The organism is Citrobacter sp. Marseille-Q3906 (assembly GCF_916618775.1).
Lineage (GTDB): Bacteria > Pseudomonadota > Gammaproteobacteria > Enterobacterales > Enterobacteriaceae > Citrobacter > Citrobacter murliniae.
On the sequence record NZ_CAKAKA010000001.1, the window covers coordinates 371,912 to 398,868 of the forward strand.

General features: G+C 55.4%; 26 protein-coding genes. 6 read left to right on the forward strand and 20 right to left on the reverse strand.

Going from position 1 to position 26,957, the window contains the following annotated elements:
- The 3 genes from nrfF to gltP all read left to right on the forward strand — a co-directional run bounded on the left by nrfF (nucleotide 1) and on the right by gltP (nucleotide 4,746).
- Nucleotides 1-2,364, forward strand: coding sequence for a heme lyase NrfEFG subunit NrfF (nrfF, locus tag LG384_RS01720; protein WP_225760490.1), 2,364 nt, complete (start codon nucleotides 1-3; stop codon nucleotides 2,362-2,364).
- Nucleotides 2,365-2,540: 176 nt separating this feature from the next.
- Nucleotides 2,541-3,092, forward strand: coding sequence for a heme lyase NrfEFG subunit NrfG (gene nrfG, locus LG384_RS01725; protein ID WP_255642479.1), 552 nt, complete (start codon nucleotides 2,541-2,543; stop codon nucleotides 3,090-3,092).
- A gap of 343 nt (nucleotides 3,093-3,435) precedes the next feature.
- Nucleotides 3,436-4,746, forward strand: coding sequence for a glutamate/aspartate:proton symporter GltP (gene gltP, locus LG384_RS01730; RefSeq protein ID WP_045438658.1), 1,311 nt, complete (start codon nucleotides 3,436-3,438; stop codon nucleotides 4,744-4,746).
- 103 nt (nucleotides 4,747-4,849) lie between these two features.
- On the opposite strand, the gene yjcO is transcribed toward gltP, so the two are convergent.
- Together yjcO and fdhF are read right to left on the reverse strand one after the other, a co-directional pair.
- Nucleotides 4,850-5,533 carry a Sel1 family TPR-like repeat protein YjcO gene (yjcO, locus tag LG384_RS01735; RefSeq protein WP_048222406.1) on the reverse strand — a complete coding sequence of 228 codons (684 nt, stop codon included), beginning with the start codon at nucleotides 5,531-5,533 and terminating at the stop codon, nucleotides 4,850-4,852.
- Nucleotides 5,534-5,624: 91 nt separating this feature from the next.
- On the reverse strand, nucleotides 5,625-7,772 hold the full coding sequence (gene fdhF, locus LG384_RS01740) for a formate dehydrogenase subunit alpha (RefSeq protein ID WP_081918179.1): 2,148 nt from the start codon (nucleotides 7,770-7,772) through the stop codon (nucleotides 5,625-5,627).
- A gap of 288 nt (nucleotides 7,773-8,060) precedes the next feature.
- Between fdhF and LG384_RS01745 the strand changes: the two genes are divergently transcribed.
- The gene (locus LG384_RS01745) at nucleotides 8,061-8,792 is read left to right on the forward strand and encodes a response regulator (protein WP_225760370.1); all 732 of its coding nucleotides are present in this window, start codon (nucleotides 8,061-8,063) and stop codon (nucleotides 8,790-8,792) included.
- A 52-nt stretch (nucleotides 8,793-8,844) separates the two neighbouring features.
- On the opposite strand, the gene LG384_RS01750 is transcribed toward LG384_RS01745, so the two are convergent.
- The 6 genes from LG384_RS01750 to LG384_RS01775 form a co-directional block, all read right to left on the reverse strand.
- Nucleotides 8,845-9,849, reverse strand: a complete 1,005-nt coding sequence (locus LG384_RS01750) for a carbohydrate kinase family protein (protein ID WP_136345598.1) — start codon at nucleotides 9,847-9,849, stop codon at nucleotides 8,845-8,847.
- Nucleotides 9,846-10,706 carry a ketose 1,6-bisphosphate aldolase gene (locus tag LG384_RS01755; protein WP_045438681.1) on the reverse strand — a complete coding sequence of 287 codons (861 nt, stop codon included), beginning with the start codon at nucleotides 10,704-10,706 and terminating at the stop codon, nucleotides 9,846-9,848. Before LG384_RS01755 ends, LG384_RS01750 begins: the two co-directional genes overlap by 4 nt.
- A 14-nt stretch (nucleotides 10,707-10,720) precedes the next feature.
- A complete protein-coding gene (locus LG384_RS01760) occupies nucleotides 10,721-11,404 on the reverse strand; it encodes a D-lyxose/D-mannose family sugar isomerase (RefSeq protein ID WP_225760371.1) in 684 nt (227 codons plus the stop codon).
- A 69-nt stretch (nucleotides 11,405-11,473) separates the two neighbouring features.
- The gene (locus LG384_RS01765; RefSeq protein ID WP_045438690.1) at nucleotides 11,474-12,415 is read right to left on the reverse strand and encodes an ABC transporter substrate-binding protein; all 942 of its coding nucleotides are present in this window, start codon (nucleotides 12,413-12,415) and stop codon (nucleotides 11,474-11,476) included.
- Nucleotides 12,416-12,488: 73 nt separating this feature from the next.
- Nucleotides 12,489-13,484, reverse strand: coding sequence for a COG4158 family protein (locus LG384_RS01770; RefSeq protein ID WP_045438694.1), 996 nt, complete (start codon nucleotides 13,482-13,484; stop codon nucleotides 12,489-12,491).
- On the reverse strand, nucleotides 13,477-15,000 hold the full coding sequence (locus LG384_RS01775) for a sugar ABC transporter ATP-binding protein (protein WP_045438697.1): 1,524 nt from the start codon (nucleotides 14,998-15,000) through the stop codon (nucleotides 13,477-13,479). The genes LG384_RS01770 and LG384_RS01775 overlap by 8 nt, the downstream gene beginning before the upstream one ends.
- 114 nt (nucleotides 15,001-15,114) lie before the next feature.
- Here LG384_RS01775 and LG384_RS01780 point away from each other — a divergent pair, with 114 nt between their 5' ends.
- Together LG384_RS01780 and yjdP are read left to right on the forward strand one after the other, a co-directional pair.
- Nucleotides 15,115-17,379 (forward strand): hybrid sensor histidine kinase/response regulator, encoded by a 2,265-nt coding sequence (locus tag LG384_RS01780; RefSeq protein ID WP_225760372.1) that lies wholly within the window; start codon nucleotides 15,115-15,117, stop codon nucleotides 17,377-17,379.
- Between the two features lie 69 nt (nucleotides 17,380-17,448).
- Nucleotides 17,449-17,778, forward strand: a complete 330-nt coding sequence (gene yjdP, locus LG384_RS01785; protein ID WP_045438703.1) for a DDRRRQL repeat protein YjdP — start codon at nucleotides 17,449-17,451, stop codon at nucleotides 17,776-17,778.
- A 304-nt stretch (nucleotides 17,779-18,082) separates the two neighbouring features.
- On the opposite strand, the gene phnP is transcribed toward yjdP, so the two are convergent.
- Genes phnP through phnE form a run of 12 tightly spaced genes read right to left on the reverse strand, consistent with a single transcriptional unit; the run spans nucleotide 18,083 to nucleotide 26,874 of the window.
- Nucleotides 18,083-18,841 carry a phosphonate metabolism protein PhnP gene (gene phnP / locus LG384_RS01790; RefSeq protein WP_225760373.1) on the reverse strand — a complete coding sequence of 253 codons (759 nt, stop codon included), beginning with the start codon at nucleotides 18,839-18,841 and terminating at the stop codon, nucleotides 18,083-18,085.
- 8 nt (nucleotides 18,842-18,849) lie between these two features.
- Nucleotides 18,850-19,284 carry an aminoalkylphosphonate N-acetyltransferase gene (phnO, locus tag LG384_RS01795; protein ID WP_200012901.1) on the reverse strand — a complete coding sequence of 145 codons (435 nt, stop codon included), beginning with the start codon at nucleotides 19,282-19,284 and terminating at the stop codon, nucleotides 18,850-18,852.
- Nucleotides 19,271-19,825, reverse strand: a complete 555-nt coding sequence (gene phnN / locus LG384_RS01800) for a ribose 1,5-bisphosphokinase (RefSeq protein ID WP_045438712.1) — start codon at nucleotides 19,823-19,825, stop codon at nucleotides 19,271-19,273. The genes phnO and phnN overlap by 14 nt, the downstream gene beginning before the upstream one ends.
- Nucleotides 19,826-19,827: 2 nt before the next feature.
- Complete coding sequence (gene phnM / locus LG384_RS01805; protein ID WP_045438720.1) at nucleotides 19,828-20,964, reverse strand: alpha-D-ribose 1-methylphosphonate 5-triphosphate diphosphatase; 1,137 nt, start codon at nucleotides 20,962-20,964, stop codon at nucleotides 19,828-19,830.
- Nucleotides 20,961-21,641: a phosphonate C-P lyase system protein PhnL gene (gene phnL / locus LG384_RS01810; RefSeq protein ID WP_045438722.1), complete on the reverse strand. Its 681-nt coding sequence runs from the start codon at nucleotides 21,639-21,641 to the stop codon at nucleotides 20,961-20,963. Before phnL ends, phnM begins: the two co-directional genes overlap by 4 nt.
- A gap of 9 nt (nucleotides 21,642-21,650) precedes the next feature.
- Nucleotides 21,651-22,409 carry a phosphonate C-P lyase system protein PhnK gene (gene phnK, locus LG384_RS01815; RefSeq protein WP_225760374.1) on the reverse strand — a complete coding sequence of 253 codons (759 nt, stop codon included), beginning with the start codon at nucleotides 22,407-22,409 and terminating at the stop codon, nucleotides 21,651-21,653.
- Complete coding sequence (gene phnJ / locus LG384_RS01820; RefSeq protein WP_231593097.1) at nucleotides 22,406-23,197, reverse strand: alpha-D-ribose 1-methylphosphonate 5-phosphate C-P-lyase PhnJ; 792 nt, start codon at nucleotides 23,195-23,197, stop codon at nucleotides 22,406-22,408. The genes phnK and phnJ overlap by 4 nt, the downstream gene beginning before the upstream one ends.
- A 46-nt stretch (nucleotides 23,198-23,243) precedes the next feature.
- Nucleotides 23,244-24,311: a carbon-phosphorus lyase complex subunit PhnI gene (locus LG384_RS01825; protein WP_045438731.1), complete on the reverse strand. Its 1,068-nt coding sequence runs from the start codon at nucleotides 24,309-24,311 to the stop codon at nucleotides 23,244-23,246.
- Nucleotides 24,311-24,895 carry a phosphonate C-P lyase system protein PhnH gene (gene phnH, locus LG384_RS01830; protein ID WP_045438734.1) on the reverse strand — a complete coding sequence of 195 codons (585 nt, stop codon included), beginning with the start codon at nucleotides 24,893-24,895 and terminating at the stop codon, nucleotides 24,311-24,313. Before phnH ends, LG384_RS01825 begins: the two co-directional genes overlap by 1 nt.
- The gene (phnG, locus tag LG384_RS01835; RefSeq protein ID WP_045438737.1) at nucleotides 24,892-25,344 is read right to left on the reverse strand and encodes a phosphonate C-P lyase system protein PhnG; all 453 of its coding nucleotides are present in this window, start codon (nucleotides 25,342-25,344) and stop codon (nucleotides 24,892-24,894) included. The genes phnH and phnG overlap by 4 nt, the downstream gene beginning before the upstream one ends.
- A 4-nt stretch (nucleotides 25,345-25,348) precedes the next feature.
- Complete coding sequence (gene phnF, locus LG384_RS01840; RefSeq protein WP_225760375.1) at nucleotides 25,349-26,074, reverse strand: phosphonate metabolism transcriptional regulator PhnF; 726 nt, start codon at nucleotides 26,072-26,074, stop codon at nucleotides 25,349-25,351.
- Nucleotides 26,075-26,094: 20 nt separating this feature from the next.
- Entirely contained in the window at nucleotides 26,095-26,874 is a 780-nt protein-coding gene (gene phnE / locus LG384_RS01845) for a phosphonate ABC transporter, permease protein PhnE (RefSeq protein ID WP_045438742.1), read from the reverse strand.
- Nucleotides 26,875-26,957: the final 83 nt, after the last annotated feature.

Consider the following 26,957-nt stretch of genomic DNA (forward strand, 5'->3'; position numbering starts at 1 on the left):
CTGGAAATATTCCTTCCTGAAGCCGGTTTTCTGGCACTGCTGTTAAGTCTCGGGGTCAACGTGTTGACCCCGCTTGCCGCGCTGGTGGGTGTTCGCCTGCGCTGGCAGGGCGTGATGCGTCTGGCAAGCGTTGGCGTATGGACGCAATTTACACTGCTGCTGCTGGCTTTTGCCATTCTGGCTTTCTGTTTTCTGACCAGCGATTTCTCCGTTGTTTACGTTGCCCAGCATAGTTACAGCCTGCTGCCGTGGGGGTTAAAACTTGCGGCGGTATGGGGCGGTCATGAAGGATCGCTCCTGTTGTGGGTACTGTTTCTTTCCGGCTGGAGTGCGCTGTTCGCCTGGCGCTATCGGCGGGAACCGGACACGCTGTTTCCGCTGACTCTCAGCGTTCTGTCAATCATGACAGCTCTGCTCCTGCTGTTTGTGGTGGTGTGGTCTGATCCGTTTGTGCGTATCTTCCCGCCAGCGATTGAAGGGCGCGACCTTAATCCGATGCTGCAACACCCTGGACTTATCTTCCACCCGCCGCTGCTCTATCTTGGCTACGGTGGCCTGATGGTGGCGGCTGGCGTAGCGCTGGCTTCGCTGCTACGCGGGAGCTTTAGCGCGGCGACCGCCTGGGTATGCTGGCGCTGGGCGCTGCCTGGCTGGTGCGCTCTGACGTTGGGTATCATCCTCGGTTCCTGGTGGGCGTATTGCGAGCTGGGTTGGGGCGGTTGGTGGTTCTGGGACCCGGTTGAAAACGCTTCTTTATTACCCTGGCTTTCTGCCAGCGCGTTGCTGCATAGCCTGTATGTCACTTGCCAGCGAGGAATCTTCCGCCACTGGTCGCTGCTGCTGGCGATTGTGACGCTGATATTATCGCTGCTGGGTACGCTGATTGTACGTTCCGGTATTTTGGTTTCTGTCCACGCCTTCGCACTGGATAACGTCCGCGCCGCGCCGCTGTTCGCGCTGTTTACCGTGCTAAGCCTGGCATCACTTGGTCTGTATGCCTGGCGGGCGCGGGATGTCCACCAGGCTGCGCGTTTTGGCGGCTGGTCGCGCGAGATGTCGATTCTGGCGGCGTTGCTGCTCTTTTGCGCAGTGCTGCTAATCGTGCTGATCGGTACGCTCTATCCGATGATTTATGGCCTGTTTGGTTGGGGACGACTCTCCGTTGGCGCACCTTATTTTAATCGTGCCACGCTGCCGTTCGGCCTGCTCATGCTGGTGGTGCTTGGTCTGTCGGCGGGCGGGTTCTGGAAACGCTCTGCACGTATTTCCTTGCGCCGACGGGTCTGGCCATTTGCCATTGGTTTGTTGGTGGCTGCGCTGTGCTGGTCGCTGGGTACGCTGGACGCAATGGCTGGTGGGCTGGTCGCTGCGGTAATGGTGCGACTCTGGTTTCAGCCTCTGGAGGCGCTACGCCGCCAGCTTCCGGCATTGCTGGCGCACACCGGTGTGCTGGTATTCGCTGCGGGGATCATCTTCTCCAGCGGCAGTCGGCACGAGATAAGCCTTAATTTAAGCCCCGGGGAACAGGTTGAACTGGCAGGTTATACGTTTCGTTTTGATCGCCTCGATCTTGCCGCACACGGGAACTACACCACCGAAAAAGCGCGAATCGTTATCTCAGAAGATGGGCAGCACATCGGCAGCGTTGTGCCAGAGCGACGTTTTTATGCGGCACGGCGTCAACAGATGATGGAGCCGGGCATTCGCTGGGATCTGCTTCATGACTGGTATGCGGTGATGGGCGAAAAAACCGGGGAAGAGAGATATGCGATGCGCTTTTACATTCAGACCGGCGTGCGTTGGGTATGGGGCGGCGGGTTGTTGATGGTACTCGGTGCGCTGCTCAGCGGATGGCGAGGGAGGAAGCATCCTGGATTGTTGCCTGATGATGCTGCGCTTATCGCTCCTGTGTGTGATGAATCAGACAAGCTGAATAAGGCTTCGACGCCATCATCCGGCAAAACGATGTTACTGCTGGCAGTGCTGATTTTTCTGCCCTTTAGCGGCCATGCTCAGATTGTGGATACCTGGCGCTTTGAAAACCCGCAACAGCAGGAAAAAGCGCTATTTATTGCCAGCCAACTACGCTGCCCCCAGTGCCAGAACCAAAACTTACTGGAATCCAATGCGCCAGTGGCGGTCAGTATGCGTCATCAGGTTTACAGTATGGTGGAAGAGGGGAAAAGCGAGGAGGAAATCACCACCTGGATGACTGAGCGTTACGGCGATTTTGTGCGCTATAACCCCCCGTTGACTGGACAAACGCTGCTGCTGTGGGCATTGCCGTGCGTCCTGTTGTTGCTGGGAGGGATTATCCTGTGGCGGGTGAGAGTCAGCCAACGTAACCGCGGAGAACGTAAATGAGTCTGCATCAGGTCAGTGTAATATTACTGCGTCACAGCCAACAGCAGGCTCAGCGGCTACTGGCACAACCCGAGGCGGAGCAGTTACAGCAGGAGCTGAGCCATGATCTGGCAGAACCATCGCGGCTTGTTACCTCATCACGTCGGCTTCCGCTGAAGTGGCTGAGTGTCTCGGTCATGCTGGTGGCAGCAGCCTGCGTGGGGGCTTATTTTCTGATGCCAAAATGGCAGGCGATCCGCGTGGAACAGGCGCGTCTGGCGGACCCTTTACACGCCTTTTCTGCTGAAAATGTGCAGGAAAAACAGCTACTATCCCTGCAGGAGAAAATCCGCGCTAACCCGCAGGACAGCGCGCAGTGGGCGCTGCTTGGTGAGTATTATCTCTGGCAAAATGCGTATCATAATGCGCTGCTGGTCTATGAACAGGCGCTGCGTTTACGCGGCGAAAACGCTGAAATCTACTCGGCTCTGGCGACGGTGTTGTACTATCAGGCCGGGCAGCACATGACACCGAAAACCCGTGAAATGATAGATAAAGCCCTGGCGCTGGACGCCAGTGAAGTCACCGCGTTGATGCTTCTGGCTTCCGATGCGTTTATGCAGGCTGATTACGATCAGGCTATTTCGCAGTGGCAAAAAGTACTGGATTTAAACTCACCAAGGGTGAATCGTGTGCAGTTGATTGACTCTATCAATATGGCGAAGTTGTTGCAGAATCGGCAGAAATAAAATTGTTTTTTTGTGATTTGCATCGTTTTTGCTGTTTAAAAAACAGGCGAACGAACAAATGAGCAAAAAAAACTCACGCCATGACTTCTTCATTTTTGAACATATTAAAATTCTTTTATAACAAAAAGTTATTCATCGTTATCCCGATAAAATTGCATTTTTATGCATAAATTCAGCTGAAGGCTCTGTTCCTGGAGGGTTGCGCGAGATAGCACGCAAATGATAATGATAATAAGCGTTAAAAAACTCCATAAACGAACGCAACACAATTCATACCCTTTCAGTATGTACTATTACCACACACTGCATGTGGAATAGCGCTCCACCGAGGAAGTCCGTTGTTATGAAAAATTTGAAAGTCAGCCTGGCCTGGCAGATTTTGATCGCCATGGTGCTGGGCATTTTGCTAGGGAGTTACCTGCATTACCATAGTGACAGCCGAGAATGGCTGGTGTTAAACCTGCTGTCCCCGGCAGGCGATATCTTTATCCACCTGATCAAAATGATCGTAGTTCCGATTGTTATCTCAACGCTGATTGTAGGTATCGCCGGGGTCGGTGATGCAAAACAACTGGGTCGTATTGGCGCAAAAACCATTATCTATTTCGAAGTGATCACCACCGTTGCGATCATCCTCGGTATCACGCTGGCGAACGTATTCCAGCCCGGTACCGGCGTTGATATGTCGCAACTGGCGACCGTGGATATTTCGAAATATCAAAGCACAACCGCAGAAGTGCAGAGCCACGCGCATGGCCTGATGGGCACTATTTTGTCACTGGTGCCGACCAACATTGTTGCATCAATGGCAAAAGGCGAAATGCTGCCGATTATCTTCTTCTCGGTGCTGTTTGGCTTAGGGTTGTCTTCTCTGCCAGCAACCCACCGCGAACCGCTGGTTACCGTGTTTCGCTCCATCTCTGAAACCATGTTTAAAGTGACGCACATGGTGATGCGTTATGCGCCGGTCGGTGTTTTTGCGTTGATTGCCGTTACCGTTGCAAACTTCGGTTTTGCATCCCTGTGGCCGCTGGCGAAGCTGGTACTGCTGGTGCATTTCGCCATCCTGTTCTTCGCGTTGGTCGTACTGGGTATCGTGGCACGCGTGTGTGGGCTGAGCATCTGGATCCTGATTCGTATTCTGAAAGACGAGTTGATTCTGGCCTATTCCACCGCCAGTTCCGAGAGCGTGCTGCCGCGTATTATTGAGAAGATGGAAGCCTATGGCGCTCCGGCGTCGATCACCAGCTTCGTGGTGCCGACCGGTTATTCATTCAACCTTGATGGTTCGACGCTGTACCAGAGTATCGCCGCTATCTTTATCGCTCAGTTGTACGGTATTGATCTGTCATTGTGGCAGGAAATCGTGCTGGTGCTGACGTTGATGGTGACGTCGAAAGGGATCGCAGGCGTGCCGGGCGTATCTTTTGTCGTGCTGCTGGCTACGCTTGGCAGCGTGGGGATTCCACTTGAAGGTCTGGCGTTCATTGCCGGTGTCGACCGTATCCTCGATATGGCGCGTACCGCACTGAACGTGGTGGGTAACGCGCTGGCAGTACTGGTTATTGCGAAATGGGAACACAAATTTGACCGCAAAAAAGCGCTGGCCTATGAGCGTGAGGTGCTGGGGAAATTTGAGAAGACCGCCTTGTAGGGCCGGATAAGGCAACGCCGCCATCCGGCAACCTGCTCTGGGTTGCCTGATGGCGCTACGCTTATCAGGCCTATAACGACTACGTTCATCCGGCAACTCAAAACTAGCCGTTCGTTAACTTATCAAACTCCTCGCAGCCGGTATCAAATCCTTCCGTACAGCTCAGATTCAGCCAGTGCAGAGCCTTCTGTTTATTCTTCTCGATAAAGCCCTGCTCGCCGTTTAAGAACATCATCCCCGCCCAGTACTCGGAATAACCGGTACGCGAAATGGCAGAACTGCGTTTGAAATACCATGTCGCTTTCTCATCATCTGCGGGTATGCCCACACCGTTGGCATAAATCAGCCCTAGCAGCATTTGTGCATCAACAGCTGAATCGCTTTCCAGATTCTCGGATGCATTTTGTAGCAACGTAATGGCTTTGGGATAATCTGGTCGCCCCGCCTGAGTGTTCACCAGAATCCGCGCCAGCGTGATTTCCCCGGCCTTACTGCCAGCCTGAGTGGCTTTTTCGGCCAGCGTTTTGGCTTCCGGGTAATCCAGACTGACCGGATTGGTTATCTTAATTTGCGCCAGTAAGGCCCAGGCATCTGCATCACCGTTGTCGGCGGCTTTTTGCGCCCAGTATTCGGCTTTGCTCAAATCGCCGGAACTAAACCAGGTATCAGCGAGGAAGTATTGCGCACGTCGGTCTCCGGATTCGGCAGCCTGCAGAAACTGGCTACCAGGCTCTTCGGCATGGACAAAGCATGTGATTAACACCATTAAGGCGAAAAGTCGTTTCATCTTATTTTTAGATTTAGTGTAGGGAATGAACAGTATAGAGAGATTATTTGCATAAAAAAACGGCCTCCGAATGGAGGCCGTAGAGACAAGCTTAACCCATTGCGCTTTCGCGCAGGCTGGCTTTCAGCTTGGTGTACTCATCAATAACGTATTGTTCGGCAGCACGCTGATCGGCAATGCGTTCAACGTTGACGGCACAGTACTTATACTCCGGCGTTTTGGTAATCGGGCTTAAGTTCTCGGTTACCAGTTCATTACATGCCCCAATCCACCACTGGTAGGTCATGTAAATCGCACCTTTGTTCGGACGGTCACTCACTGCCGCGCGGGTGATAACTCGACCCTTGCGAGAGTTAACCCACACCAGATCTTCATCCTGAATACCCAGACGTTCAGCGTCGGCGGTGTTGATCTGGGCATAGCCCGGTTCATCCGCCAGTGCAGCCAGCGCTGCACAGTTGCCGGTCATGGAGCGGCAAGAGTAGTGGCCAACTTCACGCACCGTAGACAGTACCATTGGGTACTCTTCGGTGAGTTTATCGATTGGCGCTACCCAGTCGCAGGTGAAGAACTGCGCCAGGCCGTTCGGGGTGTCGAACTTCTCTTTGAAGAGGTAAGACGTACCCTGGTCGGCATCTGAGGTGTCGCGACACGGCCACTGGATATAACCCAGCTCGCCCATTTTCTCGTAAGTGGCACCGTAGAAATCAGGGCACAGATGACGCAACTCATCCCAGATTTCCTGGGTGTTGTTGTAGTGCATCGGATAGCCCATACGGGTAGCGATTTCACTGATAATCTGCCAGTCCGTTTTCAGGTCCCACTTCGGCTCAACGGCTTTAAAGAAGCGCTGGAAGCCACGGTCAGCTGCGGAGAAAACGCCTTCATGCTCACCCCATGACGTAGACGGTAAAATAACGTCTGCGGCAGCGGCTGTTTTGGTCATGAAGATATCCTGCACAATGACCAGTTCCAGATCCTCAAAGCCTTTGCGCACCGCGGAGAGTTCAGCATCGGTCTGTAATGGATCTTCACCCATAATGTACGCTGCGCGAACTTCGCCATGTGCCGCACGGTGCGGCAGTTCGCTGATGCGATAGCCGGTATGTGCAGGCAGGCTTTCAACGCCCCAGGCTTTGGCGAATTTCTCGCGGTTAGCCGGATCTTTCACATACTGATAGCCCGGATAGGTATCCGGCAGTGCACCCATGTCGCACGCGCCCTGAACGTTGTTCTGGCCACGGACCGGGTTAACACCCACGCTTGGCTTACCGAGGTTACCGGTCAGCATGGCGAGGCTGGTCAGTGAACGCACGGTTTCCACACCCTGATAGAACTGGGTAACACCCATGCCCCAGAGGATGGCCGCGCTTTTTGCCGATGCGTACATACGCGCAGCCTGACGAATTTCCTGAGCGCTAACGCCAGTAATATCTTCGACGGACTCCGGCGTGTAGCCTTCGACAATCTTGCTGTACTCTTCGAAGCCTTCCGTACGCGAGGCCACGAACGCCTGGTCATACAGTTTTTCTTCGATAATGACATGTCCCATGGCGTTGAGTAGCGCGATATTCGAGCCGTTTTTCAACGCGATGTGCATGTCGGCAATGCGCGCAGTTTCAATTTTGCGCGGATCACAGACGATAATTTTCGCCCCGTTACGTTTAGCGTTAATCACGTGATTCGCCACGATAGGGTGGGAATCCGCCGGGTTGTACCCGAAGATGAACACTAAATCTGTGTTATCAATTTCATTGATAGCATTACTCATTGCGCCGTTACCGACCGATTGGTGCAGACCTGCAACCGAAGGGCCGTGTCAGACGCGAGCGCAGCAGTCAACGTTATTGGTACCAATAACGGCGCGCGCGAATTTTTGCATTACATAGTTGGTTTCGTTACCTGTGCCGCGAGATGAACCGGTCGTCTGAATGGCGTCCGGGCCATACTTCGCTTTGATGGCGCTCAGGCGATCGGCGACGTAATTAAGCGCTTCATCCCAGGATACAGATTCCAGCTTGCCGCCACGCTGGCGACGGATCATTGGGGTTTTCAGACGAGGGGTCAGGATCTGGGTATCGTTAATAAAATCCCAGCCATAGTAGCCCTTCAGACACAGGGTACCCTGGTTGGTTTTCCCCTGCGCCGCCTCAGCCCGGACGATTTTGCCGTTATCGACCACCAGGTTTATTTTGCAACCTGATGCGCAATATGGGCAAACCGTGACGACTTTTTTCATCGGTCTCGCTCCAGTTAATCAAATCGCGCATACGCGCTTGTCGCTTTAGTTATGCATCTTTTATGCCATGTTTTTATTAGGGGCATTTACTGATATTACGGGTGAATTTTGAACAAAACCCTGACGAAAAACAGGCTGTCGTCATATTTGACGTGACGAATTCCAAATGTGTGACGGCCTGGCAGTGTGACCAAGGTTATGTTTCCCGCATGTCCTTGTGCCTTATCGCTGTCACTCTGTGCAGAATCATTCACACTCATTTGAGTTGGCATAAAATGGGGAAGAATAATGAAGCCAGCCATACTGGTTGTGGATGATGACGTGGCGATCTGCGCATTGTTACAGGATGTGCTGAGTGAGCATGTCTTTGCTGTGACGGCCTGTCATACCGGGCAGGAGGCGTTGCGCTGTATTGATACCCAGCCGGATATTGCTCTGGTATTGCTGGATATGATGCTGCCCGATACCAACGGGTTGATGGTGCTGCAACAGGTGCAAAAGATGAGGCCAGGGTTGCCGGTCGTGATGTTGACCGGGCTGGGCAGTGAGTCAGATGTGGTTGTGGGACTGGAAATGGGCGCTGATGACTACATTGGCAAACCGTTCAACGCCCGCGTGCTGGTGGCGCGGGTGAAGGCGGTGCTCAGGCGTGTCGGAGTGCTCAGTGCAGAAAGCACAGGCCCGCAAACGACGGGACTCTCCTTTAATGGCTGGCATCTTGATACCACAGGCTGCCAGTTGCATAACCCCCAACAGTTGAAAGTGGATCTGACGCAAGGCGAGTACAGTCTGCTACTGGCGCTGGCGCAAAACGCCCGTCGGGTACTGAGCCGTGAACAGTTACTGGAGCTAACGCGTAGCGACAACGTCGAAGTCTTTGACCGTACTATCGATGTATTAATTATGCGTTTGCGGCGAAAAATAGAGAACAATCCGCATCAGCCGACGTTGATCAAAACTCTGCGCGGCCTGGGTTATGTGTTCGCCGCTGACGTGCAGCATCACGATAAAGCAGCGTAATTTTATCACCCAGGCCTACACGTTTCCCGTAGGCCTGATAAGCGTCGCGCCATCAGGCGTCAGCCATTCCGGCTTTTAACTCTTCCAGCGTTTTTGCACCGTCAATCGCGTTGGCGCACAGCAAGCTTGCCCGTGCGCAGGCGTGCGCCAGTCTGACGCTATCCGTCAGCGACCAGCGTTCGTGGCAGCCGTACAGAAAACCCGCGCAAAACGCATCCCCCGCGCCGACGCTGCCCACGATCTCCTCCTGTGCCAGATACTGTGACGGTATCCAGACGCCATCCTGATCCGGCGTTTCTCCCCAGGCGCCTTCCGGGCAGTGGATCACCACTCGCTGGCGCACGCCTGCGTCCAGGAGTTCACGCGCGGCGCTGGCGATATGGGGGATATGTAACTCACCGTTGGGCTGGCGGATCTCCAGACCGCTGAATTCTCCGGCCTCCAGCTCGTTGATGACCAGATAATCCAGATGACGCAGCGCGGGCATTACCAGTGGTTGATAGCGTGGATCACCCTTGCGAGACACAAGATCCAGCGATGTTTCAAATCCATTCTCACGCATTTGTGCCAACAATCGTGCGCTGCGCGTGCCGAACTCTTCGTCTGGCATGTCCAGACTGTCGAGCAGCAGCAGATAACCCAGATGGAAAATTTTCATCGACGTATCAAGTGCGCCAAATGCGGGCAAATCCAGTAGCCGGTTCGCGCCGGGAGAGTGGAAAAAAGTACGCTGGCCGCCTGGGTCGGTCATCACCTGAGACATCGAGGTAGGGGCTGAGGTGGTGCGCTGTACGTGCTGGCGATTAACGTGATACTGCTCGAGCATCGCCATGATGTAGTCCCCGTCGCTGTCCTGGCCGATCAATCCCACCGCCTGCAGCGGCAAACCCGTGTGCATTTTCGCCAGCGTGAGCAGCACGTTTAACGGCGCACCGCCCGTTGCGCGTTCGCTACGGGTTATTTCAGCCAGCCAGCCGCGCTCCGGCCATTGCACGATCTGATGTACATGATCGACCAGCATGTTGCCCGCGGCGATAATGCCCCTGCGTTCCATCAGACCTGCCCCGCGCTGCCAAAGATGCGCATCTGTTCGGAAACGGTATCGGTGATGGCCTCTTCAATACCTAATAACAGCTCGGCAAATTCATCGTACAGCGGCTGACGATTGGCCATGCGCGACTCTACTGCAGCCAGTGCCGCCTGTGACATGCCGGTATAAAAGTTGATTTTATGAATCCCCAGTTCGATCGCGCGGCGGAAGTCATCATCACTGATGCCTGAACCCCCATGCAGTACCAACGGGATCGCTGCCTGCTGGCGAATGGCGTCCAGACGCGGGAAGTCGAGTTTTGGCTCGCCTTTGTACTTGCCGTGCGCATTGCCAATAGCAACTGCCAGCGCGTCAATACCGGTTCTGTCGACGAAATCGCGTGCCAGCATGGGATCGGTAAATAATGATTCGTCGGCATGACCGTACAGCGCACCGCCTTCATCACCGCCCACCGCACCCAGTTCCGCTTCCACCGAAACGCCGACGGCGTGACACATCTTCACCACTTCGCGGGTCTGACGGATGTTTTCTTCGTAATCCAGCGTTGAACCATCGAACATTACTGAACTGAATCCTAATCGCAGTGCCCGGACGACTGACTCAAAGTGCAGACCGTGGTCAAGGTTAAGCACCACAGGGATATCATGCCGTGCGGCTTCAAATTTCACCGCTTCGACCAGCGAATCCAGCGAGACATATTTAAAGTGGACTTCGGCAATGTTGATAATAAACGGTGAACGTTCCTGTTTGGCTGCGGCAAACAGCGCGCGCAGAAAGTGTGAATCGAGGACGTTAAAAGCCCCTAAGGCATAGCGGTGCTCGCGAGCATGGGCGAGGCCATCGGCAAGAGAAATCAACGGCATAATACGCTCCTTGGTTAACGGAACAGGCGATACTCGTTACACAGCACCAACTGCGCCGGTTCATCTTCTTCAATGTCGTTATAACGGGCGATCGGCAGCAGAAAGTGATTGTCATGGTCGTCGTCATTAACAGAAGACACTTCGCCAACCAGTACGTCGCCGAAACCTTCCTCAGCCCAAAAGCTGTGATACAGACCGGGTGTCAGGCAGATGCTTTCCCCTGGAGTCAGGCGTAACTGGCTGCCAGCGGAGTGGATTTGCCGACAACCGTCAATGACCACGCTGACGTCGCTCGCTTCTGTTTGCTCGCGAATATCGGCGTTCCACAGTTCAACAATCAAATTGCCGCCGCCGCGATTGATAATGTCTTCGCGCTTGCGCCAGTGAAAGTGCATTGGGGTGACCTGTGCATCACGGACATGCATGATTTTTTCGGCGTAGCATTTCTCATAAGGCATGCCTTTCGGCGAGCCATTACGTAGGGTGAACAGCGTTAATCCCAGTGCGGCGAAGTTGTTGCCACCGAATGCAGTGACATCCCAGCCGAGTTTGAGGTCAAAGACTTCGCTCCATGCGGAGGCATCGAGTTTGCGCCATTGGGTTGGCGGAAAGCTGGCAAAAGGCGGGAGATGCACATCGTGCAGGGAAAAAAACTGGCGAGTGTGGCCGAGAATTTCGTTTATTGCGGAGCGTTTCATGGGCAGCATTCTCCTTATAACGCCGGACAGGGCATTGATGCCGCCATCCGGCAGTGTCGTGGTGGGGGGTTATTTCACCGTCCAACCCTTATAGCTACCGACGTTGTTTTTATCGATCATCGTCACCGGGATCAGCACAGGCTCTTTCGGCGCGGGTTTCCCCTGTAATATGTCATAGCCGATTTCTACCGCCTTGGCAGCCATCACTTGCGGATCTTGTGCCGGGGTCGCCACAAACAGTGAATTCTCACGCTTAAGTGCTTCTTCTCCGTCCGGAGATCCGTCAACACCAACAATAAAGAATTCACTGCGTTGCGCCTGTTTTGCTGCCAGATCGGCGCCGATCGCCGTGGGATCGTTAATCGCGAATACGCCGTCGATCTTCGGATTGGCCGCCAGCAATGCAGTCATGATCTCCAGTCCACCTTCACGGCTGCCTTTGGCGTTCTGGTTATGTGAAAGCACCTTGATGTCCGGGTGGCGTTTGAATTCGGTCTGGCAGCCTTCCACGCGGTTCTGTACCGCGGAAACCGGAGGCCCGTTGATGATCACGACGTTGCCTTTGCCTTTCAGGCGATCGGTGATGTACTTACAGGCCATTTCACCTGCCTGGGTGTTATCGGAGGTGATGGTCGCATCTGCACCTTCAGCCGCCACGTCAACAGCGACCACGACGATCCCCGCATCTTTTGCCCGCTTGACCGCCGGTCCGATGCCTTTGGAATCGGCAGCGTTAAGAATAATCATGTCAACTTTGGCGGCAATAAAGTTGTCGATCTGAGACACCTGCTGCCCCAGATCGTAGCCGCTGGAAACCAGCGTTACTTTGACACCATCACCCGCCAGTTTGCGCGCTTCCAGCTCCGCACCTTTGGTTATCTGTACGAAGAACGGGTTGGCAAGATCGCCCACCGTTACGCCGATTGATTTCAGTTCTTTTGCCTGCACATAAGGCGTAGCAGCAAGCAGTGCGCCAGCACAGAGCGCAGTCACTAATGGCTTCAAACGCATACTCGTTTCCTCACGTAGGGTATTGTTGTTATAAGCCGGATAAGGCAATTGCGCCGCCATCCGGCAAGTTGGCTTATGCACTTTGATGGTGTCGGGTACGGTATTTGTCGATTAGCACCGCTATGATGATCACCGCCCCTTTGATCACCAGTTGCCAGAAATAGGAAACGCCCATCAGCGTCATTCCGTTATTGAGCGTCGCGATAATAAGCGCCCCAACCAGCGTGCCGGTGATGGTGCCAATTCCGCCGACAAAACTGGTGCCGCCGAGGATCACCGCCGCGATGGCGTCCAGCTCATAGCCCATGCCTAAGTTGCCGTTGGCGCTGTACAGTCGTGAGGCGCTCATCACCCCGCCAAGACCCGAAAGCAGACCGCTCATGCCGTAGACGAACAGCAGCACCAGCCACACTTTGATGCCGGTTAACCGTGCCGCCTGCATGTTGCCGCCGACTGCGTAGATATGAACGCCCAGTGTGGTGCGGCGCAGAATAAACCAACACACGACAATCACCGCCAGGGCAATCACCACCAGCCACGGAATCGGCCCGAGATAGTTGTTGCCGATCCACTCAAAGCTAATGTTGGAGTTAATTACTGTCGTCCCGTCTGCCAGCAGATAGGCCGCACCGCGTAGTGCCGTGTAGGTCCCAAGCGTAACGATAAACGGTGGCAATCCGGCAAAGGCGACCAGCGCACCGTTAAACAACCCCAGAACCAGACCGAGCATCAGCGCAGCCGGAATCGACAGCATGGACAGTTCAGGAATAAGAGAAACGACCATCGCCGCGACTGCGGTAGTACCAAGAATGGAGCCCACGGAGAGATCGATCCCGCCGGTCAGAATGATGAAGGTCATTCCGGCAGCCAGTACGATGTTAATCGATGCCTGACGGGTAATATTGAGCAGGTTGCTCTCAGTAAAAAAGTTTGGGGCGATAAAACCAAATACCGCCACAATCAGGATCAAAATGGGTAAAATGCCGACCGTTTGCATCAGATCGCTCATCAGCATTTTTTTTGCGGAGGCCGATTTTGCCACCTGCTGGGGAGTGGTTGGATTAGTCATGGTGCACCGCCTGATGATGGGAGTCGTTCACGCCGGTCGCCAGCGTCATAATGTTTTCCTGAGTAATGCTTTGTCCGTTCAGCTCTCCGGCAATACTGCCTTCGCGCATCACATACACCCGATCGCTCATGCCGACGACTTCCGGCAGTTCGCTGGAGATCATCAGGATCGCCACGCCTTTGCGCGCCATATCGTTCATGATCCGGTAGATCTCGCTTTTTGCTCCGACGTCCACACCACGGGTCGGTTCATCAAGGATCAAAATGCGTGGGCCAATCGCTACCCAGCGTGAGATCAGTAATTTTTGCTGGTTACCGCCAGACAGACCGCCTGCGCGAACCTGAGCATGTGGGACGCGGATATTGAGCAACTGGATGGCGTCATCAGAAATGGTCTGTGCCTTTTTGCGGTTGAGCATGCCCCAGTTTGCATCACGTTCCAGGGTTGCCATGGTGATGTTCTCTGCCGCCGCCAGCTCTAAAAACAGCCCCTGTTCTTTGCGATTTTCGGTAAGAAAACCGATACCGTGGTCAATGGCTTCGCGCGGGGAGTGGATCACCACCGGCTCACCGTCCACTTCAATCATGCCGCTGATCGCTTTACGTACGCCAAATATGAGTTGCGCCAGTTCGGAACGCCCGGCTCCGACCAGCCCAGCCAGGCCAACGATCTCCCCGGAACGTACCAGTAAACTGCATGGCTGGACTTTGTTGCCATCAGTCAGGTGATGGACATTCAGACGCGCTTTGCCTAATGGGATATCGCGTTCTTTGTTGAACAGATCGCTTAAAGGGCGGCCCACCATCATACGTACCAGTTCGGAGGCGTTGAGCTTGTCGCGGGTCAGACTGCCGACGTACTGCCCGTCGCGTAATACGCTGACGCGATCCGACAGTTCGTAGACTTCTGCCATACGGTGGCTGATGTAGATAATCGCCATGCCTTCATCACGCAGACGCATGATCAGCTCAAACAGGCGGTGGGTTTCGCGGGAGGAGAGTGCGGCGGTGGGTTCATCCATTACCAGGATGCGGCTGTTACGGTGCAGAGCGCGGGCGATTTCCACCTGCTGCTGTTCGGCGATAGTGAGTGTCATCACGCGATCGCTGGCCTTAAACTGCGCGCCAAGCCGGTCGATGACCTTTTGCGCCTGCATCACCATCTCTTTACGCTGGACCAGGCCACCACGCGACAGCTCGCTGCCGAGGAAGATATTTTCCGCTACTGTAAGATTAGGTGCGAGCTGCATCTCCTGATAAATCAACGTAATGCCTGCACTAAGCGCATCCTTTGGCCCACGAATATGAAAAGGCTGACCGTCAATCAGGATCTCACCACTGGTGGCGGTATAGGCGCCAGCAAGGATCTTCATCAGGGTGCTTTTTCCCGCGCCGTTTTCGCCCATCAGCGCGTGGATCTCACCGGTCCAGACCGTCAAATCGACCCCTTTCAGCGCATAAAATTTGCCAAATGCTTTGGCAATATTGCGCATTTCCAGAACCGGTGTCTTGCTCATAACGGATCTCCTGCGGGGTGGCCGATATCAGCAGTCCATCACAGGAATGTAAATGCAAAATGTCAGAAGCCGTTCATATTTGTCATATTGCGATTTTTCTTCATGGAGCGTGATATGCCGCAACCCGGACGTCACTTTTTCGCCAGTGCGCGTGGGCGACTGCTGTTCTTTAACCTGCTGGTGGTCGCGGTCACGCTGATGGTGAGTGGCGTTGCGGTGCTGGGTTTTCAGCATGCCAGTCAGATTCAGGAACAGGTGCAACAGCAAACCGTAGACGATATGACCGGTAGCATGAATCTGGCGCGCGATACAGCAAACGTGGCAACGGCGGCGGTGCGGCTCTCGCAAGTGGTGGGGGCGCTGGAATACAAAGGTGAAGCGGAGCGGTTACAGGAGACCCAGCGGGCGCTAAAACATTCGCTGGAACAACTGGCCAGCGCACCGCTGGCACAGCAGGAACCGGAGTTGGTTGGGCGAATTATTCAACGCAGCAATGAGTTGCAAAGCAGTGTGGAAGGCATGTTACAGCGCGGTCAGTTACGACATCTGGAACGTAACGCATTGCTCAGTTCGCTGTACCAGAATCAAAGTTACTTACGCCATCTGCAAAAACTCACCGATGGGCAGGATGACGTGCTGCTGGGGCAAATGGATCGCTTGATCGTCGCCGCTATCGAAACGCCAACGCCGCGATCGGTGATCAAACAGCTGGACGATGTAATGCCTGCGTTGCCACTGCACAATGCCAGCCTGTTGATTAACCGTATTCTCAACGACTTCAATCAGGAGCTACATAAGCTTGAACCGCTTTCGTCAGCGCTGGAACAGAGCGATCTGGCGATCAACTGGTATATGTTTCATATCAAAGCGCTGGTAGCGATCCTCAACAGTGATATCAACCAGTATGTCTCACAGGTGGCGATTATCTCCGAACAGCGGGTGGCGCAAAGCCATCATGAATTGCGATCCGGCGTGCTGTTTATCATGATCTTTGCGCTGCTGGCGGTGGTGATCACGGGTTTTGCCGGCTGGTATATCTACCGTAATCTTGGCTCCAACCTGACGGCTATCTCGCGTGCGATGACCCGGCTGGCGCATGGTGAATCAGACGTTAGTGTTCCTGCCCTGCAACGGCGCGATGAGCTGGGAGAGCTGGCGCGTGCTTTTAGCGTTTTTGCGCGTAACACGGCTTCGCTTGAGCACACCACCCGGTTGCTGAAAGAAAAAACCACGCAAATGGAAATCGATCGAACCGAACGTCAGGGCCTTGAAGAAGCACTGTTGCACAGCCAAAAGCTGAAGGCTGTGGGGCAACTGACCGGCGGGTTAGCGCATGATTTCAATAACCTGCTGGCGGTGATTATCGGCAGTCTGGATCTGGTTAATCCGGATTCTCCCGATGCGCCGCGTATCAACCGGGCGCTCAAAGCGGCGGAGCGTGGCGCACTACTCACCCAACGGCTATTAGCCTTTTCGCGTAAACAATCTTTGCATCCGCATGCGGTAGAGCTGAAAACGTTGCTGGAGAATCTGGGTGAGTTGATGCGCCACTCGTTACCCGCCACGCTGACACTGGAGATTGAAGCCCAGACGCCCGCCTGGCCGGCGTGGATTGACGTCAGCCAACTGGAAAATGCCATCATTAATCTGGTCATGAACGCCCGTGATGCGATGGAAGGGCAGGCGGGCACGATTAAAATTCGCAGCTGGAATCAGCGGGTGACGCGCAGCGATGGACGCAGGCAGGACATGGTGATGCTGGAGGTTGCCGACCAGGGTAGCGGCATGTCGCAGGAGATCAAAGCACAGGTCTTTGAACCGTTTTTCACTACCAAACAGACCGGCAGCGGCAGCGGGCTGGGGTTGTCGATGGTATACGGATTTGTGCGCCAGTCCGGCGGTCGCGTCGAGATTGAAAGCGCGCCAGGGCAGGGAACTACCGTCAGGTTACAGCTTCCTCGCGCGATTGTGCCGGTGCAGATTCAGGTGGAACCGATAACGGAACACGCCACAACCCGTGGCGAAAAACTGGTTCTGGTACTCGAAGATGAGGCCGACGTGCGCCAGACGTTGTGCGAGCAGCTACACCTGCTGGGCTATCTGACGCTGGAGGCGTCCAACGGCGAACAGGCGATGCATATGCTGGCGTCGTCATCTGAGATTGATATTCTTATCAGTGACTTAATGTTACCTGGTGGCTTAAGCGGGGTGGATGTGGTTAACCACGCGCTGAAGCATTATCCGCAGTTGACCATCCTGCTGATCAGCGGCCAGGATTTACGCCCGGCGCACAACCCAGCGCTACCGGACGTAGCGTTATTGCGTAAACCTTTTACCCGTAGCGAACTGGCGCAGGTGCTACGCCACCCACGGAATTGAGAATCCTCCGCTACTTGTGTGACAGTGCTTTGATTACCGTGGAGCGAGTTTCTCTTCAGGGCTGGTTTTATGAAACGCTCCACGACACTCTTTTTATTCAGTCTACTGATGTTGACCACCATTTCGGCACAGGCGGATATTATCGATGACGCCATCGGCAATATTCAACGTGCCGTCAGCGATGCCTATAAACCTGAAAATAATCGGGATTACGACGATTCTCGTGATGAAAGCTGGCAGCGCCAGATGAGCGACGATCGTCGCAGGCAGTATGATAACCGCCGTCGCCAGTTTGAAGACCGTCGTCGTCAGTTAGACGACCGCCAGCGTCAGCTCGATCAGGAACGGCGTCAGCTTGAAGATGAAGAGCGTAGAATGGAAGAAGACTACGAGCGTTAACGCCCCATTCACCTTTTTTCGCGACGATGATTCCCGTCAGTAGCGCGGGAATCGCACCGATTATCCATGTCAGCGTAATAAACAGCGAAAACATGTGCAGAATGTCGGCCAGCAGGCGCATGGCTGAATCAGACGTTATGCACATCAGACCGATAATGGTTAACAGCATGCCGATAAACGGCCCCAGCAGCGTGAACCAACTGGCGTGGTGGATGATACGTCGTGTTCGGGTCATGCGATTCCCTTCAAATTGAACAATGTGCAGGGAGCATAGGCCTGGAGTGTGAAGCGCGCGTGAAGTGGGCTAATCCACCACAATCTCCATCCCGTCATATCCTGCCTCAATCCCTTTTGGTAATGGATTTTCCATCATCCATGCGTCGAACTGGTGGCTGATGTGAGTCAGGATCACCCTCGGGCAGCGAATCAGCTCATTGAGTGCCATTACGGTGTTGAGATCGCAATGATTACGCGGCGGTTCGGTGCGCGGGGCATGGCTACAATCGATGACGATTGCCTGAGGTTGATTGTTGATCAGGAATTTCAGCGTCTTGTCAGGTAGTCCGGCGGTGTCGGAGAGCCACGCCAGGCGACTGTGCGCGGTTTCCAGCAGATAACCAAACGTCAGTTTTGAGTGGTTAAGCGGCAATGGAGTAACCTGTAAGCCCTGGAGATCAAAGACCACAAACGGTTCGACCGTATGGCTAAAATCGAGAATGCCGGGATGCTTAAACAGATCGTCACAGCCCTGTTTATCCGGCGGTCCGTACACCGGGATGGTCTTGCCTACACCCCAGCGCAGCGTAAACAGCCCCTGTACATGATCCATATGGTAATGGGTTAGCAGAAATTGCCGGAAACTGCCTGCGGGCCAGTCATCCATCAGGTGTGGGATCCCCGCGTCCAGCAGCGTCACCGAATCATTGAACCTGACCACCCCGCTACAGGGGCGACGACGGTATTGTGTCTGTATACGTGCCCGTTGGCAGGCTGCACAGTCGCAGCCAAAAACCGGTACTAACTGGGCACCGCCCGTTCCCGTCAGCGTGATGGTCAGACTCATAGCTCTCCCTACAACGGCTTGGTGAAGCGGTAATGGCTTTGTACATAGCCTTCACGCAGATAAAAACGGTGTGCGTCGTGGCGTTGAACACTGGTGGAAAGCTCGGTCATTTCTGCGCCAGCCTCACGTGCTGTCGCTTCAGCCCAGGCCAGCAGTTGACTGCCTACTTTTAGCCCTCGCGCCTGTGGCATTACAACTAATTCCTGAATTTCACCGATCCAGTTGGCGTGGTGCAGGTGAAACTGTAAGTGCAGACCAATCATCCCGACGACTTGTCCGTCCAATAGCGCCAGTTGGTAGCGCATATTGTGGTCCTGCAGATTTGCGGCATACCCGGCGCTAAATGCCTGGTGGTCAAATTTGCCCTGCTTTAGTTCGCAAATAAGCGCGTAAACCGCATCAACATCGTACAGCGTGGCGCGGCGTAATTCACAGACAGACATGTTTCTTCTCCTTGCGTCCCATCAGTGTGAGCAATGTATCGACTGACTGTAGCAAACTTCCATCGTTATTGAGGACATGGCAGTCAAACGGCGTGTAGCGTGCTGCGCGTTCGAGGCGGGCGGCGATTTCCATTGCGCTCTCCCGCCCGCGCATCTGCAGGCGCTGGCGCAAAATCTCAGGAGAAACTTGTAAGCAAATGGGCAAAAGCGAGGTGCCATAGCGCGTTTGCGCCTGTGCCAGATGGGCGCGCGATCCGTTGACGACGACATCGAAACCGGCGTGCAGCCAGAGGTCGATCTCCACGCCCACGCCGTAGTATAGGCCGTTGGCATGCCAGCTCAGCGCCAGCAGATTCTGCCCGGCGCGGGTAAAAAACTCTTGTTCACTGAGGGCGATATGATTTTCATTCCCGGCGTTAGCGGCTCGGGTAATGTAGCGGTGCGCCACCAGTAACTGCGTATGTTCCTGCTGGCGGAGTGCCGCCAGCAAACTGTCCTTACCTGAGCCGGATGGCCCCATCAGCCAGATCAGTTTTCCCATAGTCAGAACACCCTTTTCCCCTGACGCCAGACGTGATCGATATGGATGTGATCGCCCTTACGGTGTGCCAGCACCAGATCCGCACGCTTGCCTTCAGCAATAACGCCACGATCGTTGAGATTCAGCGCTTGTGCCGGGTTGCGGGTGACCAGCCGGATTGCCTGCGATAGCGTAAAGCGGTTGGCTTCGTCATCGGCAACACGAAAGGCTGCATCGAGCAGGCTGGCGGGGTAGTAATCAGAAGAGAGGATATCCAGCAGGCCTAATTCTGCCAGCTTATGTGCCGCCACGTTGCCAGAGTGGGAACCACCGCGCACGATGTTTGGCGCTCCCATCAGCACATTCATACCATGCTGGCGTGAGGCTTCTGCGGCCTCAAACGTGGTGGGAAATTCGGCAATAACGCTGCCAAGCTGATGCGATTCCAGCACATGTTCATGCGTCGCGTCATCGTGGCTTGCCAGCGCAATCTGACGTTCGCGGCACATCTGCGCAATGGCTGAGCGGTTGGGCTGCGACCAGCGTGCCGCCAGTGCCACTTGTTCCTCTTCATAAAGGGCCATCTGCGCATCGGTGAGTGAATATTTGCCCTGATAATACTCGCGGTACTTCTCGCGGTTGGCAAATTGACGCTGACCCGGCGAGTGGTCCATCAGCGAAACCAGAGTTACCGGTTCGCGACCGACCAGCTTTTCAAACAGCGGCAGGGTGGTGTGATGCGGCAACTCACAGCGCAAATGCAGGCGGTGTTCAGCGCGATTGACCCCGCGTTTTTGTGTCTCTTCTACCGCGTTAATCATCTTCTCCAGGTTTTCCAGACGGTCGCCGCCGTCACGCACATCGCCAATGGCGACGGCATCCAGCACGGTCGTGATACCACTGGCGACCATCAGCGCGTCGTGGCTGCTCATTGCCGAATGGGCGGGCCAGTCCACCTTCGGGCGGGGGGTGAAGAATTTATCCAGATTATCGGTATGTAGTTCGATCAGTCCCGGCAACAGCCAACCGCCTTCACCGTCCAGCGCTTGCGGAAGACGGCTCTGGCCTTCGGCAACAGCGCGGATAACCCCGTCCTGTATTTCCAGCGATCCCTGCACCACTTCATTTTCCAGCACCAGCTTTACATTGTTGATAATCATGCTGTTGTTCCCATCAGGTGCAGGCGATCCGCTACGCGGTCGCGCACGGTTTGATCGTGAAAAATGCCGACAATTGCCGCGCCGCGGGCTTTCGCTTCTTCAATCAGTGCGACGACGGCGGCGCTGTTTTTGGCATCCAGTGAGGCAGTGGGCTCATCGAGCAGCAGAATGGGGTAATCAACGATAAACCCGCGAGCAATGTTGACGCGCTGCTGTTCACCGCCGGAAAACGTCGACGGTGCAAGATGCCACAGCCGCTCCGGGACATTCAGGCGAGTGAGCAGATTCGCCGCTTTGGCAGCGCATTCCTCGCGAGAAACCCCCAGATCAAGCAGAGGCTGCATTACGACATCCAGCGCGGAAATCCTTGGGATCACACGCAGAAACTGGCTCACCCAGCCGATGGTTGCGCGACGGACTTCCAGTACTTTGCGTGCCGGAGCCTGCACCAGATCCACCCATTCATCACTGTGGCGAATGTGGATGTGCCCTTCATCCGGCAGATAGTTGGCGTACAGCGAGCGCAGCAGCGTTGATTTTCCGCTACCGGAATGGCCGTGCAGTACCACGCATTCCCCGTTTTTAACTTCCAGAGTGGCGTTTTGCAGCACCGGCAGACGTACACCGTTTTGCTGGTGGAGTACAAAAGTCTTACTGACATTTTCAACGCGAATCATGTTGGCCTCTTAATTCTGCAATACGGACGACACCAGCAGTTGGGTATAGGGGTGATGTGGATCATCGAGCACGCGGTCAGTTAATCCACTTTCCACCACCTGACCTTGCTTCATCACCAGCAAACGGTCTGCCAGCAGACGCGCCACGCCTAAATCATGGGTGACAATCACCACCGCCAGATCCAGTTCCACCACCAGGCCGCGTAGCAGGTCCAGCAGTTTGGCCTGTACCGAGACGTCCAGCCCGCCGGTGGGTTCATCCATAAACACCAGTTTGGGATGGGTGACGAGGTTACGGGCGATTTGTAAACGTTGCTGCATGCCGCCGGAAAAGGTGGTCGGCAGGTCGTCAATACGTGAGGCGGGGATTTCGACCTCCTCCAGCCAGCGCATCGCGGTGGCTCGGATATCGCCATAGTGGCGCGCGCCGGTGGCCATCAGGCGTTCACCGATATTACCGCCCGCCGAAACCTGACGGCGCAGGCCGTCCATCGGGTGCTGATGTACCACACCCCATTCGGTGCGTAGCAGGCGGCGACGGTCGGCTTCGCTCATGCCGTACAGCGAACGGTTCTGATACAAAATGTCGCCAGACTGCGGCGTCAGCCGTGAGGAGATCGACTTCAGCAGCGTAGTTTTGCCGGAGCCGGACTCGCCGACGATGCCCAGCACTTCGCCAGGCCACAGGTCGAAAGAGACATCGCTGAAGCCCTTGCCCGGCGCGTAGAGGTGGGTCAGGTTGTTGACCGAAAGCAGCGGTTGCGTCATTTGCTGAGAGCCTCACTCTGTTGGCGGCAGTAATCGGTGTCGGAGCAGACAAACATCCGTTTGCCGGTGTCATCGAGCACCACTTCGTCGAGATAACTGTGGGTTGAGCCGCAGATGGCGCAGGGCTCATCCCAGCTCTGCACCGTGAACGGGTGATCGTCAAAATCGAGGCTTTCCACCCGGGTATAGGGCGGAACGGCGTAGATCCGTTTTTCACGGCCTGCGCCAAACAGTTGCAGGGCTGGCATCATATCCATCTTCGGGTTGTCGAATTTTGGAATGGGTGATGGGTCCATCACGTAGCGCCCGTTAACCTTCACCGGATAGGCATAAGTGGTGGCGATATGGCCGAAGCGGGCGATATCTTCATACAGCTTCACCTGCATCACGCCGTACTCTTCCAGCGCGTGCATGGTGCGGGTTTCCGTTTCGCGAGGTTCGATAAAGCGCAGCGGCTCCGGGATCGGTACCTGAAAGATCAGGATCTGATCTTCAGTCAGGGGTGTTTCCGGGATCCGATGACGAGTCTGGATCAGCGTGGCGTCTTCTGTTCGCTCAGTGGTATTTACCCCAGTAATGCGTTTGAAGAAGTTGCGGATCGACACGGCGTTGGTAGTGTCATCTGCACCCTGGTCAATCACCTTCAGCACATCCGGCTCGCCAATCACGCTGGCAGTCAGTTGAATACCACCAGTTCCCCAGCCGTAGGGCATCGGCATTTCACGGCCGCCGAACGGCACCTGATAGCCGGGAATGGCGACCGCTTTCAAAATTGCGCGGCGGATCATGCGTTTGGTCTGCTCATCAAGATAAGCAAAGTTGTAACCGGAGAGGTTAGTGGTCACGAGAGGCCTCCTGTTGCAGACGTTTGAGCAGTTCCAGCTCGGCCTGGAAATCGACGTAATGGGGGAGCTTGAGGTGCGAAACAAAACCCGCCGCCTCGACATTATCCGCATGCGCCAGCACGAACTCTTCGTCCTGCGCGGGTCCCGTGACCGTTTCATCGTATTCGGGTGCCTGTAGGGCTCTGTCCACCAGTGCCATTGCCATCGCTTTACGTTCACTCATGCCGAACACCAGCCCGTAACCGCGGGTAAAATGGGGCGCTTCGTTCTCTGGCGCGACAAAACCGTTGACCATTTCGCATTCGGTCATCAACAGTTCGCCGACATTGACCGCAAATCCCAGCTCTTCCGGTACAGTTTCCAGTTCCACATAGCCGCTGCGGATCTCTGCCGCAAACGGATGGTTACGCCCGTAACCGCGTTGAGTGGAGTAGGCGAGTGCCAGCAGATAACCTTCATCACCACGCATTAGCTGTTGCAGGCGTGAGGCGCGTGAGCAGGGGTAAACTGGCGGTGTGCGGGTGATGTCATCGGGCGTTGCCCCGTTATCTTCTTCACGCTTTGCCAGTCCCTGATTTGCCAGCAGAGAGAAGACGTGTGGGGAGGCCTCCTGTGCGCTATCAGCGGTTCGCAGTGGTGGCGTTTCGCCATTGGCCAGCAGGGTAAAATCCAGCAGGCGGTGGGTGTAGTCGTAAGTAGGGCCTAACAGCTGTCCACCGGGAATGTCCTTGTAGACGGCGGAGATACGGCGTTCCAGGCGCATCTTTGCACTGTTTAGCGGCTCGCTCACCGCCAGCTTTGCCAGCGTTGTGCGGTAGGCGCGCAGCAGAAAGATGGCTTCGACGTTATCACCACTGGCTTGTTTCAGTGCCAGCGCGGCCAGTTCACGGTCAGCAATCCCGCCTTCAGTCATCACGCGATCGACCGCCAGGTTCATCTGCTGTTCGATTTGCGTCACGCTCAGTTCGGCAATGTCATCATCTCCCCGGCGTCGGTTTTCTTGCAGTGCGTGGGCGTTGGCTATCGCCTTTTCACCCCCTTTGACGGCGACGTACATCAGCACACCTCCACATGGGTGGTTCGCGGAATAGCCAGCAACCGCTCGCCGCAGGTCAGGATCAGATCGACTCCCAGCGGGAACGGGTGTGGGCGTTCGGTGAGTTCATGAATAATGCATTCAGGCAGTTGTGGCGCAATCATCCGTTCTTCTGCAATGCCCGCACCCGTCAGGCGCAGCATTCGGCCACCGCTTAAACCTGCGACCTGCACAATCAGGGTGGCACTGGTCTCTGGCGCAACGGCGGAGCCGGAGGAGAGTGCGTTTAGTTGTTCGCTGCTGATGCGTTCGTCGGCAACGGCAAATGCCGCCAGTTGTGGCTGATCCACCAGCGACGCGTTAGTGTGAAAACGCAGGTTCTGGCTGGCAATGTCATTATTCATGGAAGGTGCCAGCCAGACCGGTGTGTCGCCATCGACCAGTGTCAGTAACACGCTGGTGGTCGCGAGATTCAGCGGCTGCCAGCCGTGTTTCAGTTGATGCAAGGCGACAATCACCCCCGGTTCGCTCATTGCTTTCAGCAGACGACGAAAGCTTTGTTGCGCGTCCTGGACGGGTAGGTTAAAGGCTGTTTGTAAGGTCATGCGTTATCTCCGCGTACCAGCGTGAAGAAGTCGACCCGGCTGGCGTTAACTTCGGCACGGCGAGCGCTAATCAGTGCATCGCGTTCCGCTTCCAGCGGGGTAATAAGGGTTTCCATTAGGCTCTGGAAATGCGTCTGTTCCTGGAGCAGCGCGTCAATGACGGCGCACTGCTCAGCATGGTGTTTATTACGTCCGAGCAGGTAGCTGTAGCCCAGCGTGCCGCTTTTAAGGCGTACTACTGCGCGGGTGAGCGTGGTGTCGCCAGCAAAGAAACGGTTGCCGGTGCCGCCCATACGGGCCTGAATCTGCATCAGTCCGGTTTCTGGTGCGCGGATCAGTTCATATTCCGGCGTCAGCTTCAGTGCCTGCAGACGCGCATTCAGGGTTTCAGCGTTGCTGTAAGCCAGCACGCGCATCCAGTGCTGGCGGGTGGCGATATCGACGTGCATTCAGTCAGTGCTCCATGGTGAATTCGATCATGTCGGCGCGGGTCAGGCTGACGGAGTATTCCGCTGCATGCTCTTCGCCATCACGGTGGTTCAGGGTACGCACGCACAGCAGCGGCGCCATGTTGGGGATTTCCAGTATCTTGCTCTCTTTGGCCTGCGCGCGGCGGGCGCTGATACGCGTCTGCGTGCGCTGTAATGTCAGGCCAGATTGCTCGCGCAGATAGTCGTGCAATGAGCCGCTGTTAAAGCCCTGCAACAGCGGCCAGAGGGTGAGGTCGGAAAAGTAGTGGTCAATCTGACACAGAGCGATACCGTTCACCCGGCGCAGGGTGCGCAGATGAATGACGTTGTCGCCCTCTTTGACGCTCAATGCGTCGGCAATGTGGCTGGACGCCGGGCGCAGCACCGCCAGCAGTTTTTCGCTGGTAGGGTGGCTCCCCTGGTCCAGCAGGTTCTGGCTGAAGCGCGCCTGAGCATTGAGTGGGTAATCGAACGGGCGCATCAGCACCAGTACGCCCACGCCCTGGCGACGCTGCACCCAGCCGCGTTCAACCAGTTGGTCGATGGCACGGCGCAATGTATGGCGGTTCACCTCGTAGCGCGCGGCAAGCTGATGCTCCGCGGGAAGGTAGTCGCCGCAGCGATAATGTTGACGAAGCTCCTGCTCAAGTCTCGCGGCAATCTCCTGATAACGCGTCGGATAACTGGTCTGATGTGTAGACAAGTGCATAGCAATCAATGCCTCGCTAATCAGATAAAGTGCTTACGTAAACGCTGGGAGAGGAAATCCAGCAGGCTGACGGTGACGATGATTAACACCATCAGGGCGCAGGTTTGCTGGAACTGAAAGCCGCGAATCGCCTCCCATAGCGTTACGCCGATCCCGCCTGCGCCGACCATCCCAACCACCGTGGCGGAGCGGACGTTGGACTCAAAACGGTACAGCGAGTAGGAGATGAGTAGCGGCATGACCTGCGGCAGAACGCCGTAGAGGATCTCTTCAATCTTGTTAGCACCGGTAGCGCGAATCCCTTCTACCGGACCGGGTTCAATGGCTTCTACTGCTTCGGAAAGCAGCTTGGAGAGCACCCCGGTGGTATGGATGAACAGCGCCATGACGCCTGCAAACGGACCCAGGCCGACGGCGACGACAAACAGCATGGCGAAGACCATTTCGTTGATGGCGCGACAGGCGTCCATCGCCCTTCGCATCGGCTGGTAAATCCACCACGGCACGAGGTTATCGGCGCACATCAGGCCAAAAGGAATCGATAAAACAACAGCGAGGGCGGTACCCCAGACGGCGATTTGCAGAGTGACGGCCATTTCGCCCAAATAGTCCCGCCACTGGCTGAAGTCCGGCGGGAAGAAGTCGGCGGCGAAAGTCGCCATATTGCCGGAATCCTCGATCAGCGTGAGCGGGGCCATTTCGGCACCTTTCCACGAGACAACCAGCACGGCGAGAAGGATGGCCCAGCTCAGCAGCGAGAACCAGCTGCGCTTGGGTGGGGCGACGGTGATGGTTTGCATATTTGGCTCCGTTATTCTGTATTGCCGGATGGCGGCTTTGCCTGATCCGGCCTACGTTCGTAGGCCCGGTAAGCATCGCGCCA

Coding starts and splice junctions, on each gene's coding strand:
- nrfG (WP_255642479.1), top strand. CDS start 2,541: ATGCTGGTGGCAGCAGCCTGCGTGGGGGCTTATTTTCTGATGCCAAAA.
- gltP (WP_045438658.1), top strand. CDS start 3,436: ATGAAAAATTTGAAAGTCAGCCTGGCCTGGCAGATTTTGATCGCCATG.
- yjcO (WP_048222406.1), bottom strand. CDS start 5,533: ATGAAACGACTTTTCGCCTTAATGGTGTTAATCACATGCTTTGTCCAT.
- LG384_RS01745 (WP_225760370.1), top strand. CDS start 8,061: ATGAAGCCAGCCATACTGGTTGTGGATGATGACGTGGCGATCTGCGCA.
- LG384_RS01755 (WP_045438681.1), bottom strand. CDS start 10,706: ATGCCGTTGATTTCTCTTGCCGATGGCCTCGCCCATGCTCGCGAGCAC.
- LG384_RS01760 (WP_225760371.1), bottom strand. CDS start 11,404: ATGAAACGCTCCGCAATAAACGAAATTCTCGGCCACACTCGCCAGTTT.
- LG384_RS01765 (WP_045438690.1), bottom strand. CDS start 12,415: ATGCGTTTGAAGCCATTAGTGACTGCGCTCTGTGCTGGCGCACTGCTT.
- LG384_RS01770 (WP_045438694.1), bottom strand. CDS start 13,484: ATGACTAATCCAACCACTCCCCAGCAGGTGGCAAAATCGGCCTCCGCA.
- LG384_RS01775 (WP_045438697.1), bottom strand. CDS start 15,000: ATGAGCAAGACACCGGTTCTGGAAATGCGCAATATTGCCAAAGCATTT.
- LG384_RS01780 (WP_225760372.1), top strand. CDS start 15,115: ATGCCGCAACCCGGACGTCACTTTTTCGCCAGTGCGCGTGGGCGACTG.
- yjdP (WP_045438703.1), top strand. CDS start 17,449: ATGAAACGCTCCACGACACTCTTTTTATTCAGTCTACTGATGTTGACC.
- phnP (WP_225760373.1), bottom strand. CDS start 18,841: ATGAGTCTGACCATCACGCTGACGGGAACGGGCGGTGCCCAGTTAGTA.
- phnO (WP_200012901.1), bottom strand. CDS start 19,284: ATGTCTGTCTGTGAATTACGCCGCGCCACGCTGTACGATGTTGATGCG.
- phnN (WP_045438712.1), bottom strand. CDS start 19,825: ATGGGAAAACTGATCTGGCTGATGGGGCCATCCGGCTCAGGTAAGGAC.
- phnM (WP_045438720.1), bottom strand. CDS start 20,964: ATGATTATCAACAATGTAAAGCTGGTGCTGGAAAATGAAGTGGTGCAG.
- phnL (WP_045438722.1), bottom strand. CDS start 21,641: ATGATTCGCGTTGAAAATGTCAGTAAGACTTTTGTACTCCACCAGCAA.
- phnK (WP_225760374.1), bottom strand. CDS start 22,409: ATGACGCAACCGCTGCTTTCGGTCAACAACCTGACCCACCTCTACGCG.
- phnJ (WP_231593097.1), bottom strand. CDS start 23,197: ATGATCCGCCGCGCAATTTTGAAAGCGGTCGCCATTCCCGGCTATCAG.
- LG384_RS01825 (WP_045438731.1), bottom strand. CDS start 24,311: ATGTACGTCGCCGTCAAAGGGGGTGAAAAGGCGATAGCCAACGCCCAC.
- phnH (WP_045438734.1), bottom strand. CDS start 24,895: ATGACCTTACAAACAGCCTTTAACCTACCCGTCCAGGACGCGCAACAA.
- phnG (WP_045438737.1), bottom strand. CDS start 25,344: ATGCACGTCGATATCGCCACCCGCCAGCACTGGATGCGCGTGCTGGCT.
- phnF (WP_225760375.1), bottom strand. CDS start 26,074: ATGCACTTGTCTACACATCAGACCAGTTATCCGACGCGTTATCAGGAG.
- phnE (WP_045438742.1), bottom strand. CDS start 26,874: ATGCAAACCATCACCGTCGCCCCACCCAAGCGCAGCTGGTTCTCGCTG.